The organism is Roseovarius tibetensis, assembly GCF_050896375.1.
In the GTDB taxonomy this organism is placed as follows: Bacteria; Pseudomonadota; Alphaproteobacteria; order Rhodobacterales; family Rhodobacteraceae; genus Roseovarius; species Roseovarius tibetensis.
Genome location: NZ_JBPBBB010000009.1, coordinates 30,097 through 47,611, shown reverse-complemented (window position 1 = coordinate 47,611; position 17,515 = coordinate 30,097). Strand labels below are relative to the sequence as shown.

Below are 17,515 nucleotides of genomic sequence, written 5' to 3'. Positions count from 1 at the left end.
AACGGAAAGGACAAGGCGTATGGAAATGGACACGGGACTGGAGCGCAAGTTCGCGCGGCTGGACGGCGCGGCGCTGAGCGTGAGCGAGGCCGGGCGGATCGAGGGATATGCCAGCCTGTTTGACGCCCCGGATCAGGGTGGCGATTTGGTGGCGCGGGGTGCCTACGCGGCAAGCCTCAAGCGGCTGGATGCCGAAGGACGCCGCGTCAAGATGCTGTGGCAGCACGACCCCGCGCAACCCATCGGCATCTGGGACCAGGTGCGCGAGGACGCGCGCGGACTGTATGTGACCGGGCGACTGCTTGAGACCGTGGGGCGCGCCCGCGAAGCCGCGGCGCTGATCGCCGCGGGCGCCATCGACGGCCTCAGCATCGGCTACCGGACGCTGCGGGCGACAAAAAACGACAAGGGCCAGAGGCTCTTGCAGGAACTGGAGCTTTGGGAAGTGTCGCTGGTGACCTTCCCGATGCTGCCCAGTGCGCGGGTGACCGCAAAGGGCGACAGCCCCGAGGCGGACGCTTTGCGCGAATTGGCGGCGGTCTTCGACGCGGCCCGCCGGGAGATGACGCGGATGTAGCCCGCGCGACCAGACCAACCTGAAGGATGACCAAGATGACAACCCAAGCGCAGGCTCGGGCCGGGGAAGATCTGTCTCCGGCGGCAGAAATGAAAACCGCCGTGACCGGTTTCATGAACGAATTGAAGGACTTTCAGTCCGGGATCGACCGCAGGCTTCAACAGCAGGAAGAGAAGATGACCATGTTTGAACGCAAGACAATCGCAATGGCGCGCCCCCATCTGGCGGCCGCCGCCGACATCCACGCCCCGCATCGCAAGGCGTTCGACGCGTATTTGCGCGGTGGCGATGATGACGGGCTGCGCGGGCTGGAACTGGAAGGCAAGGCGCTCAACACCGCGGTGGCCGGCGATGGCGGCTACCTCGTGGATCCGCAGACCTCAGACATGATCCACTCGGTCCTGAGCTCGACCGCTTCGATCCGGGCAGTGGCCAATGTGGTGGCGGTCGAGGCCACCAGTTTCGACGTCCTCGTCGATCATGCCGATGTCGGCCATGGCTGGGCCACCGAGACCGGCACCCTGGGCGAGACCGACACGCCCGTGATCGACCGCATCAGCATCCCGCTGCACGAGCTGAGCGCGCTGCCCAAGGCGTCGCAGCGCCTGCTGGACGACAGCGCGTTCGACGTCGAGGCCTGGCTTGCCGGCCGCATCGCCGACAAGTTCGCGCGCGCCGAGGCCGCGGCGTTTGTCGCGGGTGACGGCGTGGACAAGCCGCGCGGTTTCCTGACCCATCCGACGGTCGATAATGATATCTGGAGCTGGGGCAATATCGGCTACATCCCGACGGGTGCCGATGGCGATATCGCGGGCCCCGATCCGATCATCGACACGGTCTATGCGCTGGGCGCGCAGTACCGCGCCAATGCGACCTTCGTAATGAATTCGAAGACTGCCGGCACGATCCGCAAGATGAAGGATGCCGATGGCCGGTTCCTGTGGTCCGACGGTCTGGCGGCGGGCGAGCCGGCGCGGCTGCTTGGCTACCGCGTGCTTATCGCCGAGGACATGCCCGACATCGCCAGTGGCGCGGATGCCATCGCATTCGGCGATTTTGGCGCAGGCTACACCGTGGCCGAGCGTCCCGATCTGAGGGTGCTGCGCGATCCCTACAGCGCCAAGCCGCATGTCCTGTTCTACGCGACCAAGCGGGTCGGCGGTGACGTGTCGGACTTCAAGGCGATCAAACTGGTGCGGTTCGCCGTCGCATAAGCGTCGGTGAGAGGGGCGGGGGCGTCTGGCCCCCGTCCCGGGGCGCGCGTGCAGCCCGCGAGAGGCGTTGTTCAGTCATCCCCCTCCGTCCGTGCAACGCCGGGTCGCGCGCGCCTCGACCACCGGAGGGGTCCGGGAGATTTGGAGAAGGTCCATGATGTTGATGGAAGAAACCGCGGTGCCCCTGGCCGCGCTGCCGCTGGCGGAATTCAAGGCGCATCTGCGGCTGGGGACGGGGTTTTCGGATGGCGACATCCAGGACCCGGTGCTGGAGAGTTTCCTGCGCGCCGCCCTTGCCGCGATCGAGGGGCGGACCGGAAAGGTCTTGCTGGAGCGCGACTTTTCCTGGGTGCTGAGCCGCTGGCGCGACGCCGAGGGCCAGGCGCTGCCGGTCGCCCCGGTGACCGAGATCCTCAGCTTGATCCTGCGCGACCGCAACGACGAGACCGAAGTCGTGCCGCCTGCGCATTACCGGCTGGAGCGGGACGCGCATCGGCCTGTGCTGCGCCCGACGGGCACCTTTCTGCCGTCGCTTGCCTCGGGCGGCGTGGCCGAGATCGTGTTTCGCGCAGGGTACGGTGCCGTATGGAGCGATCTGCCACCCGACCTTGCGCAGGCGGTGCTGATGCTGGCGGCGCATTACTACGAATACCGCCACGAGATGGGGCTGAGCGGCGGCTGCATGCCGTTCGGCGTGTCCAGCCTGATCGAACGCTACCGCACCGTGCGGCTGCTCGGCGGGGGGGCGCGTTGATGGCGGCCCCGAGGCTCAACCGGCCGCTGGTGCTGGAGGTTCCGCAGCGCAGCCCCGACGGCGCGGGCGGGTTCACCGAGACATGGGTGGCGCGCGGCACGCTCTGGGCCGAGGTCGCGGCGCGTACCGGGCGCGAAACCGAGGCCGTGACCGTCAGCGTGGGCCGCGCCGCGTTCCGGATCACCGTGCGCGCCGCCCCGCAGGGCAGCCCACGCCGCCCGCAAGCAGGGCAACGTTTTCGCGACGGGGTGCGGATTTTCCGGATCCTGTCGGTAACCGAACAGAATGCCGGCGCGCGCTTCCTGACCTGCTGGGCCGAAGAGGAGGTGGTGACATGACCTACACCGTGGCCGCGAGCCTGCAAGAGGCGGTGTTCACGCGCCTGACATCGGATGCGGCGCTTGCCGCGCTGGTCGGGCCCGCGATCTTTGACGCGCTGCCAGGCGGGGCCGTACCGCCGCTTTACGTGACGCTTGGCCCCGAGGAGGTGCGCGCGCGCGGCGATGGCAGCGCGGGCGGTGCCTGGCACCGCCTGACCGTGACAGTGGTCAGCGACGGGGCCGGGTTCCTGGAGGCCAAGCGCGTGGCCGCCGCTGTGAGCGATGCGCTGGACGGTGCGCAGATGAGCCTTGGGCACGGCAGCCTTGTGGGCGTGCAGTTTTGGCGCGCCCGCGCCCGGCGCGAGACCGGCGGTAACCGTCGCCGGATCGACCTGATCTTTCGTGCGCGCGTCGATGACGGCGCCTAACCCCGACTTCATGGAGTAAGAGACATGGCAGTGCAGAACGGCAAGGATCTGTTGATCAAGATCGATCTCAACGGCAGTGGCAATTTCGAGACGGTGGCAGGGCTGCGCGCGACGCGCGTCAGCTTCAACGCCGAAAGCGTGGATGTCACGAGCCTCGATTCCGCTGGGGGCTGGCGCGAGTTGCTGGCCGGCGCGGGTGTCAAATCCGCCAATATCAGCGGGTCCGGCATCTTTCGCGACGCGGCGAGCGACGCGCGGGCGCGGCAGATCTTCTTTGACGGCGAGATGCCGGATTTTCAGGTGATCATCCCTGATTTCGGCACCATCGAAGGGCCGTTTCAGGTCAGTGCGGTCGAATACGGCGGCACGCATGACGGCGAGGCGACCTACGAGCTGTCGCTTGCTTCGGCCGGTCGCCTGATCTTCACGGCGCTGTGACCGGGATGGCCAATCCCTATGCAGGCGAGGTGGCGCTGGTGATCGACGGCGAGCGGCACGTGATGCGGCTGACCCTCGGCGCGCTTGCCGAGCTTGAGGCGACGCTGGCGCAGGGATCGCTGGTTGACCTGGTGGCGCGGTTCGAGGAGGGCGCGTTTTCCACACGCGACGTTCTGGCGCTGATAGTGGCCGGGCTGCGCGGCGGGGGTTGGCGCGGCACCGCGACGGATTTGCTGAGCGCCGAGATCGAGGGCGGCCCGGTGGCGGCGGCCCGCGCCGCCGCCGAGGTGCTGGCACGGGCCTTTGCCCTGCCCGAGGCGGGCGCATGAGCGACCGCTTCGACTGGCCCGCATTGCTGCGCGCGGGGCTGCAGGGCCTCGGGCTGAAACCGGCCGAGTTCTGGGCGCTGACCCCGGTGGAGCTGCGCCTGATGCTGGGCGAGCGCGAGGGCGTGCGCCCGATGGCCCGCGACGGGCTGGAGGCGCTGTTGCGCGCCTTTCCCGACGAACACGGCCCGACGAACATGGAGAGATGAGCGATGGAAGACCTGGAACGCGCCGACGAGCTTGAGGCGCAGATCACCGCACTGGATGACGCCATGGGGCAGGCCACCGGCATGGCCGCGGCCTTCAACGCCGAACTCGGCCGGGTGCGCGGTGGCTTCGCCTCGGCCGGGCAGGACGTGCGCAGCCTCGAACGCGGTCTCAGCCGCGGGCTGCGATCGGCGCTGCGCGGTGCCGTGATCGAGGGCGACAGCCTGTCCGACAGCCTGCGGCGGATGGCGACGATCATGGTCAACACCGCGTTCAACGATGCCACGCGGCCGGTCACCGATCAGCTGGGCGGGCTGATTTCGCAAGGGGTCGGCGGCCTTGTGCAGGGGCTGTTCCCGTTCGCCAAGGGCGCCCCGTTCTCGCAAGGCCGGGTGCAGCCCTTTGCCAATGGCGGGGTCGTGAACGGGCCGGTCACATTTCCGATGCGTGGCGGCACCGGCCTGATGGGCGAGGCGGGCCCCGAGGCGATCATGCCGCTCAGCCGCGGCCCGGACGGGCGACTCGGGGTGCGCTCGGCCGGCGGTGGCGGTGTCAGCGTCGTGATGAATGTCAGCACCCCCGACGTCGAGGGCTTTCGCCGCAGCCAGGGTCAGATCGCCGCACAGCTTGGTCGCGTCATTGGACGCGGCGGGCGTAACCGCTGAAAGGAGCCCCCAAGATGGGATTTCACGAGGTCAGATTTCCGGCGAGCCTGAGCTTCGGCTCGCTCGGCGGGCCCGAGCGGCTGACGGATATCGTCACGCTCGCCAACGGGTTCGAGGAACGCAACACGCCATGGGCGCAGGCGCGCCGGCGCTATGATGCGGGTGTCGCCCTGCGCAGTCTCGACGATATCGGGGCGCTGATCGCTTTCTTCGAGGCCCGGCGCGGGCAGCTCTACGGGTTTCGCTGGAAGGACTGGACCGATTACAAGTCGGGCCGTGCCAAGGCCGACCCGGATTACCGCGATCAGGACATCGGGATAGGCGACGATGCGATGCGGGCCTTTCAACTGGTCAAGACCTACCGCTCGGGCGATCAGGTGGCGGTGCGCCCGGTCGTGAAGCCGGTCAAGGGCACGGTGCGGATCGGCATGGGCAATGTCGAGATGCGCGAAGGGGTGCACTACGAGGTGGACGCGACCACTGGCCTCGTCACCTTCGTCGAGCCGCCCAACCGTGGGGTGGCGATCACCGCCGGGTACGAGTTCGACGTGCCTGTGCGTTTTGATACCGACCGCATCCAGACCAGCCTTGCCAGCTTTCAGGCCGGCGAGGTGCCCAATGTGCCGGTCGTGGAGATCCGGATATGAACGGGCTGCTGAGCCATCTGGAAACCGGCGTCACCACCACCTGCCGGGCTTGGGCGCTGACCCGGCGCGACGGGGTGGTCATGGGATTTACCGATCACGATCGCGCGCTACGGTTCGAACGTGTCGAGTTTCGCCCCGATACCGGGCTGACCGCGCTGGCCCTGCAGCAGACGACCGGTCTGTCGGTCGACAATACCGAGGCCCTTGGCGCGCTGTGCGATGCCGCGATCCGCGAGGAGGATATCGAGGCGGGAGGCTATGACGGGGCGGAGTTGCGCGCCTGGCTGGTGAACTGGCAGGACGTGGCGGCGCGCACGCTGCTGTTTCGCGGAACGATCGGTGAATTGCGGCGCGCTGGCGGTGCGTTCGAGGCAGAGCTGCGCGGCGTGACGGACGCGCTCAACGTGCCGCTTGGCCGGGTCTATCAGAAGGCGTGCAGCGCGGTACTGGGTGATCGCGCATGTACCTTCGATCTCGACACGCCGGGGTATGTGTCCCAGCGTGTGGCCGAGGAGGTCGAGCAGAACCGCGTTTTTCGGTTCGCCGAGATGGGCGGCTTTGCCGAGGACTGGTTTCGCCATGGCGCCATCCGGGTGCAAGACGGGGCCGCGTCCGGGCTGGTCGGCCTGATCAAACGCGACCGTATGGATGGCGCGAGCAGGGTGATTGAGTTGTGGCATCCCCTGGGGGCAACGGTTGCGCCCGGCGATGCGTTGCGGATCGAGGCGGGCTGCGACAAGCGCATGGCGACCTGTCAGTTCAAGTTCAACAACCTCGCAAACTTTCAGGGCTTTCCTGATATTCCCGGCGATGACTGGACGATCACCGACCCCACGAAATCGCAACGTCTCGATGGCGGGAGCCGCAGGCGATGAGCGCGCAGAGCGAGCGCATCGTGACGGCGGCGCGGGGCTGGATCGGCACGCCCTACCGGCATCAGGCGGCCTGCCGGGGCGCGGGCTGTGATTGTCTGGGCCTCGTCCGTGGGGTCTGGCGCGAGGTCATGGGGGCCGAGCCTGAGCGCCCGCCCGCCTATTCGATGGACTGGTCTGAACCCGCGCGGCAAGAAGCCCTCTGGAAGGCGGCGGCGCGGCATCTTTCGCCAAGACCGCTGACCGATGAGGCCGCCGGCGATGTGATCCTGTTTCGCATGCGGGCGGGATCTGTCGCCAAGCATCTGGGTATCGTGTCGGCCACCGGCGCCGGGGCCAGCTTCATTCACGCCTATTCGGGCCACGGCGTCGTAGAATGCGCGCTGAGCGCGCCGTGGCGGCGACGGATCGTGGCGCGCTTCGCATTTCCCCAGGAGGGTTAAGTCATGGCAACCATACTATTATCGGCCGCAGGTGCCGCCGTGGGCGGGGCCGTCGGCGGCTCTGTTCTTGGGCTGTCGTCGGTGGCGATCGGGCGTTTTGCCGGGGCCGTGATCGGCCGCTCGATCGACCAGCGCCTGCTGGGGCAGGGATCCGAGGTGGTCGAGACCGGGCGCGTCAACCGACTGCGTCTGACCGGCGCGGGTGAAGGCGATGCGATCCCGCAGGTCTATGGGCGCATGCGCGTCGGCGGCCAGGTGATCTGGGCCACGGAATTTCGCGAGCGTGTGACCGTCACCGAAGGCAGCGGCGGCGGCAAGGGCAGCCCGCGCCCGGCCACCCCCGATACGCGCCGGATCAGCTATTCCGTCAGCCTCGCGCTTGCGCTGTGCGAGGGCGAGATCAGCCGCGTGGCGCGGGTCTGGGCGGATGGCACCGAAGTGTCGCTTTCGGGGTTGGGCATCCGGGTCTATCCGGGCACGCGGGATCAGTTGCCTGATCCACTGATCGAGGCCGTCGAGGGGATCGGCAACGTGCCGGCCTATCGCGGCACCGCCTATGTGGTGATCGAGGATCTCGACATCTCGCGCTTCGGCAATCGCGTGCCTCAGTTCAGCTTCGAGGTCTGCCGCCCGTCGCAGGACGACATTCCGGGGGCCGATCTGGACCCTGTGCGCGGGATCAGGGGCGTGGCGATGCTGCCGGGCAGCGGCGAGTATGTGCTGGCCACCACGCCGGTGACAATGGATTTCGGTTTTGGGGCGAGCGGCATCGCCAATATCAACACGCCGTCCGAGCAGCCGGATTTCGTCACCTCGCTGGAGGCGCTGACGCAGGAATTGCCCGAATGCCGCGCGACCTCGCTGATCGTCAGTTGGTTCGGGACCGATCTGCGCTGCGCCGGGTGCCGCATTCACCCGCGGGTCGAGCAGAAACAGTTCGAGGCGGCCAACATGCCATGGCAGGTCGCCGGGATTTCCCGCGCGCAGGCGGGCGAGGTGCCAAGGGATGCTGACGGGCGCGAGGTCTATGGCGGCACACCCGCCGATCAGGCGGTGATCGAGGCGATCCTCGCGTTGCAGGCTGTGGGGCAGGAGGTGCTGTATTACCCGTTCATCCTGATGGAGCAGATGCCGGGCAATGGCCTGCCCGATCCTTACAGCGATGCCGGCGATCAGGCGGTGCTGCCGTGGCGCGGGCGGATCACGACCTCGAAGGCGCCGGGGCAGCCGGACAGCCCGGATCAGACGGCGGTGGCAGAGGCCGAGGTCGCGGCCTTCTTCGGCACCGCGATGGCGTCGGATTTCACCGTGACGCCGATCGGGGTGCAACCTACGGACCAGCCCGGCACGGGCGCGCTGGACCTGCTGAGTTTTGGCGGATCGGTCAAGCAAAGCCCGGTGGCGTATAACGGCCCCGACGAGTGGTCCTATCGCCGTTTCATCCTGCATCAGGCGGCTCTGTGTGCCGCCGTGGGCGGGGTCGAGGCGTTCTGCATCGGGTCCGAGATGCGCGCCCTGACGCAGATCCGGGGGCCGGGCAACAGCTTTCCGGCGGTCGCGCAGCTGATCGATCTGGCCGCCGAGGTGCGCAGCCTCCTCGGTCCCGACGTCAAGATCAGCTATGCTGCGGACTGGTCGGAATATTTCGGCTATCAGCCGGGGGGCGGGGACCGGTTCTTTCACCTCGATCCGCTTTGGGCCAATGACAATATCGATTTCATCGGCATCGACAATTACATGCCGCTCAGCGACTGGCGCGACGGCGATGACCACCTCGATGCGGCAGAGCACCCGTCGATTCACGATCTGGATTATCTGCAAGCCAATATCGAGGGGGGTGAGGGGTATGACTGGTTCTACCCCACCGCGCAGGCACGTGCGGCTCAGCGGCGGGTGGCGATTACCGATGGCGCCCATGACGAGCCTTGGGTCTTTCGCTACAAGGATCTGCGCAACTGGTGGCAGAATGCGCATTTCGACCGGGTGGACGGGGTGCGACGCGCCGAGCCCACACCGTGGGTGCCGCAATCCAAGCCGATCCGCTTTACCGAATACGGCTGTGCGGCGGTCGACAAGGGCACGAACCAGCCCAACAAGTTCGTCGATCCGAAATCCTCGGAATCCAGTCTACCGCATTTCTCGACCGGTCAGCGCGATCCGCTGATCCAGATGCAGTACCTGCGCGCCATTGCCGGCTACTGGGGCGATCCCGCACGCAATCCGGCGTCAGAGGAATACGCGGGGCGGATGATCGACATGGACCATGCCTATGTCTGGGCGTGGGATGCGCGGCCCTACCCGTATTTCCCGGCCAATTCCGCGCTGTGGTCGGATGGTGAGAACTATGCGCGCGGGCACTGGATCACCGGGCGGGTCAGCGGGCGCCGTCTGGCCGACGTGATCGCCGAGATTGCGGCCCGCGCGGATTTGCACGATCTCGACACCGACGGCGCGCCGGGCTTCGTGCGTGGCTACCTCGTGGACCGCGTGGGCGAGGCGCGGGCTGCCATGCAACCCTTGATGCTGGCCCAAGGCGTGGACGCGATCGAGCGTTCGGGCGTCCTGCAATTCCGGCGCCGGGACGGACAGGTGGATCATGCCGTCGATCTGGCGACCGTGGTGCGCGACCCCGAACTGGGCGGCGTGATCGAGCAGACGCGCGGCTCGGATCTGGAGCTTGCGGGGCGGGTGCGGTTGCGCTTTCTCGAGGCTGATGGCGATTTCGAGGCCATCGCCGAAGAGGCGATCCTGCCCGACGACGCGACCCATGCGGTCGCCATGTCCGAGATGCCGTTGGCCCTGACGCGGGCCGAGGGGCGGCAACTGGTGGAACGCTGGCTGTCGGAGGCGCGTGTCGCGGTGAACACGCTGCGCCTGACGCTGCCCCCCTCGCAACTGGGCGTCGGCGCGGGCGATGTCATCGAACTGCCCCAGGATGCGGGCGGTGCTCGTTTCCGCATCGACCGGGTCGAGCAGATGGGCAATGCGCAGCGCGTCGATGCGGTGCGGATCGATTCTGAAAGCTATCGCCCGATCCTGATCGAGGACGCGCCCGCGCGGCTGCGCCCGTTCAAAGCGCCGGGTCCGGTGACGCCGCTTTTCCTGGACCTGCCGCTGATGAGCGGCGACGAGGTGCCGCACGCACCGCATGTCGCGATGACCGCCGATCCGTGGCCCGGTACGGCGGCAATCTACGCCTCGGACGAGGACGCGAATTACCGGCTGAACACGCTGATCGCCGCGCGCAGCACCGTGGGTCTTACCGAAACGCCGCTGTTCCCGGCGCGTAGCGGCCTGCTGGATCGCGGCGAAGGCCTGTTCGTGAAGATGCGGTTCGGCACGCTGGAAAGCGTGAGCGAGGCCGCGTTGCTGGGCGGGGCCAACCTGTGCGCGATCGGCGACGGCACACCGGGCGGGTGGGAGTTGTTCCAGTTCCGCGAGGCAGAGCTCGTGGCCCCCGACACCTACATCCTGCGCCACCGGCTGCGCGGTCAGTTGGGCACCGAAGGCGCGGGGGCCACGGCATGGCCGGCCGGCTCGATCCTTGTGCGTCTTGATGGCGTGCCGCAGCAGATTGAACTGGCCGAGGCGCAGCGCGGGCAGGCGCGGCATTACCGGATCGGTCCGGGTGGCCGCGCTGTAGATGATCCGGCTTACCGGCATGCGGTGATCGCGTTCGACGGTCTGGGGTTACGCCCCTACGCGCCGGTGCATCTGCGTGTGTTCGAGGAGGCGGATGATCTGCAGATTACCTGGATCCGGCGCACGCGGATCGGCGGGGATCGCTGGGATACGCCCGAGGTGCCTCTGGGTGAAGAGCGCGAGAGCTATCTTGTCCGGGTCCGACGGGGTGCGCAGGTTCTGCGCGAAGTGATCGTCGACAGCCCGTATTGGGCCTACACCGCCGTCGCGCGCGCGGCTGACGGTCCGGATGCCGGCAAGCGGATCGAGGTTGCGCAGATCTCGGCCGCGTTCGGGCCGGGCGTTTTCGCCGGACGCGACCTGTAGGCCTCGCCAAGGATCCGGCCATGCATGTTCAACATGAAAACGCCGTCCCGGATTTCTCCGGGACGGCGTTTTCATTGAATGGTTTAGCCCTAGGTGGTTCAGGCGGCGAGGGCGCCTTTCGCCTGATCGACTATGGCCCCGAACGCGGCGGGTTCGTGCACGGCCAGATCGGCCAGCACCTTGCGGTCCACCTCGACCCCGGCCAGCGTCAGCCCGTTGATGAACCGCGAATAGGTCAGCGTTTCATCATGCGCGCGCACGGCGGCGTTGATCCGCTGGATCCACAGGGCGCGGAAATTGCGCTTGCGGTTCTTGCGGTCGCGCGTGGCGTACTGGTTGGCCTTGTCGACGGCCTGCGCGGCCACCTTGAAGGTGTTCTTGCGACGGCCATAGTAGCCTTTGGCAGCCGTTGTGACTTTCTTGTGGCGGGCGTGGGTAACGACGCCCCCTTTGACACGTGACATATCTCAAATCCTCCTGGGGGCTTAGCGTGCGTAGGGCATCATCGGCTTGATGATGCCTTCGTCGGCTTTGCTGAGCGTGCTGGTGCCACGCGCGTTGCGGATGAATTTGTTGGTGCGCTTGATCATGCCGTGCTGCTTACCCGCCTGGGCCGCCACCACGCGGCCAGAGGCCGTCATCTTGAACCGCTTCTTGCAGCTCGACTTCGTCTTCATCTTGGGCATTTCCGGCTCCTTCATGGTCGGTTGGATCGCAGGCCTCGGCATGCCGCCTTGGGCCGGGCCAGCGGATTGAGAGCGTCGTATACGTCCGCCCCTGCCTTAGTGCAAGGGGGCAGGGCCGATTTGCGGCCACGTCAGGGCAGGTATCGGGCGATCACCGAGATCAGTACATGCGGCACATCACCAAGGCTGTAGCCGCCGGGCTTCGTCGTGACCGCCCAGAGGATCAACGCGGAAGCGCTGATGGCCATGATCGCCGCGGCGCGCGGAGTCCGTGCCTCTGAAAAGGCCGAAAGCAGGGATGGCACCGATACCACCGCCAGAATCAGTCCGAGGCTCAGTGCAAGATCCGCGTCCATGATGTCTCCGCGATGGTGGCATGGCCCGGTCGATCAGCCGGGATCGGTGGCGTAGATCAAACTTTCCTTGCAGGGCGCAACGCGCAGGATGTTCGTCGTGCCGGGGACGTTGAACGGAACACCGGCGATCACCACGATCTGATCGGATTCCTCGGCATAGCCGTGTTCCCGCGCGGCCCCGACAGCATTGATCACCGCCATCTTGAACCGGCTGAGTTCCCCGGTCATCACCGGCTGTACGCCCCATGTCAGTGCCAGCCGCCGGGCGGTGTCGCGCAGGCTGGTCAAGCCGATGATCGGCACGCGGGGCCGCTCTCGCGCTGTGATCAGCGCGGTCGTGCCCGATTCGGTATAGCAGCAGATCGCCTTGATATCGGTGGTCTCGGCAATCTCGCGGGCGGCGGCGACGATGGCATCGGCCACGCTTTGGCGGTCGGCCCGGCGGCTCGCCTCGATCACCTCGCGGTAGGTGGGATCGGTTTCCACCTCGCGCGCCACGTTGTCCATGGTGGTGACCGCCTCGACCGGGTAATCTCCGGCCGCGGATTCCGCCGACAGCATGATCGCGTCCGACCCCTCGTAGATCGCGGTGGCCACGTCCGAGACCTCGGCGCGGGTCGGCATCGGCGATTCGATCATCGACTCGAGCATCTGCGTGGCGACGATCACCGGTTTGGCCATAGAGCGGCATTTGCGCACCAGCCGTTTCTGGATTGGCGGTACGTTCTGCACCGGCAATTCGACCCCGAGATCGCCGCGTGCCACCATGATCCCGTCACTGACCGCAAGAATGTCGTCAAAGCACTTCACCGCCGCCGGCTTCTCGATCTTGGACAGGATCGCGGCGCGTCCATTGGCCAACGTCCGCGCCTCGTTCACGTCCTCGGGACGCTGGACAAAGCTGAGAGCAAGCCAATCTACCCCCAGATCGCAGACGAACTCGAGATCGGCGCGGTCCTTTTCCGACAGCGCCGCAAGCGGCAGCACCGCGTCGGGCACGTTCACCCCCTTGCGGTTCGAGATCGTCCCGCCCGTGATCACCTCGCAATTCGCGAAGTCGTCGCCACAGTCGGTCACCCGGAGGCGGATCTTGCCGTCATTGACCAGCAGATCGGCGCCCGCGTCGAGCGCCTGGAAGATCTCGGGATGCGGCAGGCAGACGCGAGTCGCGTCGCCTTTCGCCGGGTCGAGATCAAGACGGAAGGTCGAGCCCTCTACCAGATCCTCCTCGCCGCGCCCGAATGTACCGACGCGCAGCTTCGGACCCTGCAGATCAGCCAGAATCGCGATCGGGCTGCCGAGGTCCTCCTCGATCTGGCGGATGATGCGGTGCCGCTCGGCGATGCCGGCATGGTCGCCATGGCTCATGTTCAGGCGAAAGACATCCGCGCCGGCCTCGTGCAGGGCGCGGATCGTGTCGTAATCCGAAGAGGCGGGGCCAAGCGTGGCCACGATCTTGACATTGCGGTGGCGTCTCATCTGTCCTCCTTCGTCTCGCATCGCGCGGTGTTATCGCTAACATAAGGTCAGTTCGACCTGTCGCGCAATTCACAATCTCATGCAACTGTCCTAAAGGAAGATCAAAGGAAAAACCAACCTGATGATGTACCATCCCTATGAAATCGAGGGTGCGGCCCGGCCGGGGCGATTCCTTGTGACCTGCGATCACGCGGCCAACACTGTGCCCTCTTTCGTGAACGGCGGCACCCTTGGCCTCGCGGCGCGGGACATGGCGCGCCACATCGCCTATGATGTCGGGGCGGCAGGTGTGGCGCGTGCGCTGGCACAGGCGTTGAACGGCCCCGCGATCCTGACCAATTTTTCGCGGCTGGTGATCGACCCGAACCGGGGCGAGGACGATCCGACGCTGGTGATGAAGCTTTACGACGGCACCGTCATCCCCGGCAATCGCCACGTCGATACCACCGAGATGGAGCGCCGTCTGAACCGGCTGTACCGACCCTATCACACCGCGCTTGCCGAATTGGCGGCGCGCCGTGACGACACCGTGATCGTCTCGATCCACAGCTTCACGAAGCAATTGCGGGGCCGTGCGCCACGCCCGTGGCATATCGGTCTGCTTTACGCCGCCGATACGCGGCTTGCGCTGCCGCTGCTGGCGCGGCTGCGCGATGAACCCGACCTGTGCGTGGGCGAAAACCAGCCCTATGGCGGGCATCTGCCGGGCGATGCCATCGCACGCCACGCCATTGCATACGAACGGCCGAATGTCCTGCTCGAACTGCGCAACGATCTGATCGACGCGCCTGCGGGGCAGGCGGCCTGGGCCGCGCGGCTTGCGCCCATCCTGCAGCATGTGGCCGGACGCGCCGGCGTCTGAAGGGTCTTGCGCCCCCGGCCTTCGTGCCACATCTCTTGATCAGCAAAAGGAGAGAGACGATGGACGACAAGACCCGAATCGAGCTTGAGGCCGCAGCGTTTCGTACCCTGCGCGAGCATCTGATGGAAAAGCGCCCCGAGGTGCAGAACATCGACTTGATGAACCTCGCCGGCTTTTGCCGCAACTGCCTCAGCCGATGGTACCAGGAGGCTGCGAACGCGCGCGGCATCGAGATGACCAAGGACGAGGCGCGTGAAATCTTCTATGGCATGCCCTATGACACATGGAAGGCGCAGCAGCAGACCGACGCCAGCGCCGATCAGCAGGCGGCGTTCCGCAAATCCTTTGCCGAGAATGTCGGCGGGACCGAGTAGGCGACCCCGACAGGCCGATCAGGGGGCATGTCACGGTGTGGCCATCGCAATCTCCTGCAGCGGACCTCGTGTGCATATGGTCACGTCATGAACATCACCCTGCGGCAACTTTCCTATTTCAAGGCGCTGAGCGAGCAGCGCAATTTCGGGCGCGCGGCAGAGGCGGTGAACGTCTCGCAGCCCGCGCTTTCGGTCCAGATCCGCGAGATGGAGGCGACACTTGGCGCGCAGATGGTCGAACGGCGCGCGCGCGACGTCGTGCTCACGCCGTTCGGACGCCGCATCCTGGATCACGCCACGCGGGTCCTGACGGAAATGAAGGCTCTGTCCGAGGCGGCGCGCTGGCAGGACGGGCTGGCGGGGCGGCTTGCGCTCGGGATCATCCCGACGGTGGCGCCGTATATCCTGCCGGGTGTGCTGGAGGCCTTGCGCAGTCGCGATATCTCGCTGGACGTCAAGATCCGCGAGGCGCGCACCGACCAGCTTGTGGCAGAAGTGCAGGGGGGCCAGCTCGACGCGGCGATCCTTGCGCTGCCGGTGCCAGATGCGGGGTTGCAGGCGCGGGCCCTGTTCGCGGATCGGTTCCTGGTCGCCGGAAGTGCGACGCGGCTGGAGGCGCTGGCGGAACGGACGGACGCGCTGCGCCCGATGTCCCTGCAGCAAACATCGCTTCTGCTGCTCGAAGATGGGCACTGCCTGACCGACCAGGCGCTCGAGGTGTGCGGCCGCGGGCGCGGACATGCCCAGATAGACATGGGCGCATCGTCGCTTGGCACGCTGTCGCGGCTTGTGGCGGCGGGATTCGGCCTGACGCTGATGCCGGAAATTGCCGCGACCGCCGAGGCGCGCGCCGCGCCGGGGCTGAACGTACGGCGCTTTGCCTCGCCAGAGCCGTATCGCGAGATCGCCCTGATTCGTCGGGCCAGCACCGAGACCGCGCCGTGGTTCGATGAACTGGCCGATCTTTTGACCCGTGTCGGCACGGACCTGATCGCGACACTTCCCGCACATTCAGAGCCGAAGGTCGTCACTCAGGCGGCTGACGAATGACGATGCGCCGGGCATCCGCACAGCGTCCCACAGGGCGTCATCCGCACGGCCGCAACGCATGGCTGGCAACCATGGCGCTCATGACCTATGTTCATGGCAAGACAACACCAACCACGGGGGCAATTTCGTGCGCGACCTAAAACTGCCAGACCAGCGCCACCCTGAAAAGGCGCATCGTCCGACCAACGCCCAGCCGAAAAAACCCGACTGGATCCGGGTCAAGGCGCCCACCGGCAAGGGCTATTTCAAGACGAGCGAGATCATCCGCGAGCACAAGCTGGTGACCGTCTGCGAAGAGGCCGGGTGTCCCAATGCGGGCGAATGCTGGGCGCAGGGCCATGCCACCATGATGATCATGGGCGAAATCTGCACGCGTGGCTGCACCTTCTGCAACGTGGCCACCGGCAAACCGCAGACCCTTGATGCGTTCGAACCGGGTCGCGTCGCGGATGCGGTGCAAAAGCTTGGGCTCAATCACGTCGTGATCACCTCGGTGGACCGCGACGACCTCGACGATGGCGGGGCAGAGCATTTCGCCCAGACCATCCGCGCGATCCGGCATCGCGCGCCCGGAACGACGATCGAAATCCTGACGCCCGACTTTTTGCATTGCCCCGACGAGGTGCTCGAGGTCGTGGTCACGGCGAAACCGGACGTGTTCAATCACAACCTCGAGACGGTGCCGGGACTGTACCCCGGTGTGCGACCCGGCGCGCGCTATTTCCATTCGTTGCGGCTGTTGCAGCGCGTCAAGGAACTGGATCCTGCGACCTTCACCAAGTCGGGAATCATGGTCGGCCTTGGCGAGGACCGTTCGGCGGTGCATCAGGTGATGGACGACATGCGCGCGGCGGATGTGGATTTCCTGACCATCGGTCAGTACCTTCAACCAACGCCAAAGCATCACGCGGTGGATCGTTTCGTTCACCCGGACGAATTTGCGGCTTACGAGAAAGCAGCCTACGGCAAGGGTTTTCTCATGGTCTCCGCCACGCCGCTGACACGGTCCAGCTATCACGCAGGGGATGATTTTGCGCGCCTGCAGGATGCGCGCCGCGCGAAATTCGCCTGATGATCAACCAAAGTGATCTGCCGGGCCGGTTGGAACCGGGCCCGGCACGGGCGGAAACGATGACCCGCGAAGGGTCCGTGGTGACGACCTGCTGTCGCCTCACCGGCCCCAGCTGCGCACCGGGCCGCAATCCATATGGACGAAGTTGGAGCGGGAATACCGGCCCACACCGCCCGCGCCGCAGGCCACGCCCGCACGGTAGATCTGGCTGACACTGCGGCTGCCAAGGCGCAGATCCGCCGCTTCGCCTACAAGGTGCCGCGAATTTTTCGCGACGCCGCTGGACCTGCTTCGCAGCATGGCGTTGGTCTTGGGGCTGCGATACCCGCTGAGCAGCGTATAAGGCTCGCTCGCGTCCAGCAGATTGTGACTGGCCGCCATGATATCGATGGTGCGGGTGTCGATCGTTTTCGTCTGACCCGTGCGCCAGTCCCGCATGAATAGCGTGATCTCGTTCAGCGCCTCGCGAATGTAGTTGCCCTCGATCCAGTAGATCGTGTCGATCCGTTCACCGGTTCGGGGGGAAACCATGCGAAGCCGTCGGATGTCGCCCCCGCCGCGCAGGAACCCGGTCGCGTTGGAGAAGGTCGGTGCCGCAGAGAGTGTCGTCGCCGCGAATGCCATTAGAATTCCACGACGTGAAATCCCGTTCGAACTGATGTCTGTCATGGTATGAAGCGCCTGTCCCGTAGCGTTGCCTGTATCCGCTGTGTCGCGGCTTTGTATTTATCCCCGAA

Annotated in this window: 22 protein-coding genes; 17 read left to right on the top strand and 5 right to left on the bottom strand. The window is 66.4% G+C overall.

Features of this window, described 5'->3' with window-relative positions:
- Nucleotides 1–19: 19 nt before the first annotated feature.
- The 13 genes from ACROSR_RS08285 (at nucleotide 20) to ACROSR_RS08225 (ending at nucleotide 10,899) form a co-directional block, all read left to right on the top strand.
- A complete protein-coding gene (locus ACROSR_RS08285; protein ID WP_432683925.1) occupies nucleotides 20–577 on the top strand; it encodes an HK97 family phage prohead protease in 558 nt (185 codons plus the stop codon).
- 26 nt (nucleotides 578–603) lie between these two features.
- Nucleotides 604–1,791, top strand: coding sequence for a phage major capsid protein (locus ACROSR_RS08280; protein WP_432683923.1), 1,188 nt, complete (start codon nucleotides 604–606; stop codon nucleotides 1,789–1,791).
- A 154-nt stretch (nucleotides 1,792–1,945) separates the two neighbouring features.
- A complete protein-coding gene (locus ACROSR_RS08275; protein WP_432683921.1) occupies nucleotides 1,946–2,545 on the top strand; it encodes a head-tail connector protein in 600 nt (199 codons plus the stop codon).
- Nucleotides 2,545–2,883 (top strand): head-tail adaptor protein, encoded by a 339-nt coding sequence (locus tag ACROSR_RS08270; RefSeq protein WP_432683919.1) that lies wholly within the window; start codon nucleotides 2,545–2,547, stop codon nucleotides 2,881–2,883. Before ACROSR_RS08275 ends, ACROSR_RS08270 begins: the two co-directional genes overlap by 1 nt.
- Nucleotides 2,880–3,293, top strand: coding sequence for a DUF3168 domain-containing protein (locus ACROSR_RS08265; protein ID WP_432683918.1), 414 nt, complete (start codon nucleotides 2,880–2,882; stop codon nucleotides 3,291–3,293). Before ACROSR_RS08270 ends, ACROSR_RS08265 begins: the two co-directional genes overlap by 4 nt.
- 24 nt (nucleotides 3,294–3,317) lie before the next feature.
- A complete protein-coding gene (locus tag ACROSR_RS08260; protein WP_432683916.1) occupies nucleotides 3,318–3,731 on the top strand; it encodes a phage major tail protein, TP901-1 family in 414 nt (137 codons plus the stop codon).
- Between the two features lie 5 nt (nucleotides 3,732–3,736).
- Nucleotides 3,737–4,060, top strand: coding sequence for a gene transfer agent family protein (locus ACROSR_RS08255; protein ID WP_432683914.1), 324 nt, complete (start codon nucleotides 3,737–3,739; stop codon nucleotides 4,058–4,060).
- Complete coding sequence (locus ACROSR_RS08250; RefSeq protein ID WP_336419882.1) at nucleotides 4,057–4,266, top strand: rcc01693 family protein; 210 nt, start codon at nucleotides 4,057–4,059, stop codon at nucleotides 4,264–4,266. The genes ACROSR_RS08255 and ACROSR_RS08250 overlap by 4 nt, the downstream gene beginning before the upstream one ends.
- Before the next feature lie 3 nt (nucleotides 4,267–4,269).
- Complete coding sequence (locus tag ACROSR_RS08245) at nucleotides 4,270–4,929, top strand: phage tail tape measure protein (RefSeq protein WP_432683912.1); 660 nt, start codon at nucleotides 4,270–4,272, stop codon at nucleotides 4,927–4,929.
- 14 nt (nucleotides 4,930–4,943) lie between these two features.
- Nucleotides 4,944–5,576, top strand: a complete 633-nt coding sequence (locus ACROSR_RS08240; protein ID WP_432683910.1) for a phage distal tail protein, Rcc01695 family — start codon at nucleotides 4,944–4,946, stop codon at nucleotides 5,574–5,576.
- Nucleotides 5,573–6,451 (top strand): DUF2163 domain-containing protein, encoded by an 879-nt coding sequence (locus ACROSR_RS08235; protein ID WP_432683908.1) that lies wholly within the window; start codon nucleotides 5,573–5,575, stop codon nucleotides 6,449–6,451. Before ACROSR_RS08240 ends, ACROSR_RS08235 begins: the two co-directional genes overlap by 4 nt.
- Nucleotides 6,448–6,891 carry an NlpC/P60 family protein gene (locus tag ACROSR_RS08230; protein ID WP_432683907.1) on the top strand — a complete coding sequence of 148 codons (444 nt, stop codon included), beginning with the start codon at nucleotides 6,448–6,450 and terminating at the stop codon, nucleotides 6,889–6,891. Before ACROSR_RS08235 ends, ACROSR_RS08230 begins: the two co-directional genes overlap by 4 nt.
- Before the next feature lie 3 nt (nucleotides 6,892–6,894).
- Nucleotides 6,895–10,899: a baseplate multidomain protein megatron gene (locus ACROSR_RS08225; RefSeq protein ID WP_432683905.1), complete on the top strand. Its 4,005-nt coding sequence runs from the start codon at nucleotides 6,895–6,897 to the stop codon at nucleotides 10,897–10,899.
- 98 nt (nucleotides 10,900–10,997) lie between these two features.
- On the opposite strand, the gene rplT is transcribed toward ACROSR_RS08225, so the two are convergent.
- The 4 genes from rplT to pyk form a co-directional block, all read right to left on the bottom strand.
- Complete coding sequence (rplT, locus tag ACROSR_RS08220; RefSeq protein WP_432683903.1) at nucleotides 10,998–11,363, bottom strand: 50S ribosomal protein L20; 366 nt, start codon at nucleotides 11,361–11,363, stop codon at nucleotides 10,998–11,000.
- 21 nt (nucleotides 11,364–11,384) lie between these two features.
- A complete protein-coding gene (rpmI, locus tag ACROSR_RS08215; RefSeq protein WP_336419875.1) occupies nucleotides 11,385–11,585 on the bottom strand; it encodes a 50S ribosomal protein L35 in 201 nt (66 codons plus the stop codon).
- A gap of 131 nt (nucleotides 11,586–11,716) precedes the next feature.
- Complete coding sequence (locus tag ACROSR_RS08210) at nucleotides 11,717–11,941, bottom strand: hypothetical protein (RefSeq protein ID WP_432683901.1); 225 nt, start codon at nucleotides 11,939–11,941, stop codon at nucleotides 11,717–11,719.
- A gap of 33 nt (nucleotides 11,942–11,974) precedes the next feature.
- A complete protein-coding gene (gene pyk / locus ACROSR_RS08205) occupies nucleotides 11,975–13,420 on the bottom strand; it encodes a pyruvate kinase (protein ID WP_432683899.1) in 1,446 nt (481 codons plus the stop codon).
- Between the two features lie 121 nt (nucleotides 13,421–13,541).
- Between pyk and ACROSR_RS08200 the strand changes: the two genes are divergently transcribed.
- The 4 genes from ACROSR_RS08200 (at nucleotide 13,542) to lipA (ending at nucleotide 16,778) form a co-directional block, all read left to right on the top strand.
- Nucleotides 13,542–14,282: an N-formylglutamate amidohydrolase gene (locus ACROSR_RS08200; RefSeq protein WP_432683897.1), complete on the top strand. Its 741-nt coding sequence runs from the start codon at nucleotides 13,542–13,544 to the stop codon at nucleotides 14,280–14,282.
- A 59-nt stretch (nucleotides 14,283–14,341) separates the two neighbouring features.
- Nucleotides 14,342–14,656, top strand: a complete 315-nt coding sequence (locus ACROSR_RS08195; RefSeq protein ID WP_432683895.1) for a DUF1244 domain-containing protein — start codon at nucleotides 14,342–14,344, stop codon at nucleotides 14,654–14,656.
- An 87-nt stretch (nucleotides 14,657–14,743) separates the two neighbouring features.
- Nucleotides 14,744–15,706, top strand: coding sequence for a hydrogen peroxide-inducible genes activator (locus tag ACROSR_RS08190; protein WP_432683893.1), 963 nt, complete (start codon nucleotides 14,744–14,746; stop codon nucleotides 15,704–15,706).
- 127 nt (nucleotides 15,707–15,833) lie between these two features.
- Nucleotides 15,834–16,778, top strand: coding sequence for a lipoyl synthase (lipA, locus tag ACROSR_RS08185; protein ID WP_432683891.1), 945 nt, complete (start codon nucleotides 15,834–15,836; stop codon nucleotides 16,776–16,778).
- A gap of 99 nt (nucleotides 16,779–16,877) precedes the next feature.
- Here lipA and mepK read toward each other — a convergent pair whose 3' ends face one another.
- Nucleotides 16,878–17,447, bottom strand: a complete 570-nt coding sequence (mepK, locus tag ACROSR_RS08180; protein ID WP_432683889.1) for a peptidoglycan L,D-endopeptidase MepK — start codon at nucleotides 17,445–17,447, stop codon at nucleotides 16,878–16,880.
- Nucleotides 17,448–17,515: the final 68 nt, after the last annotated feature.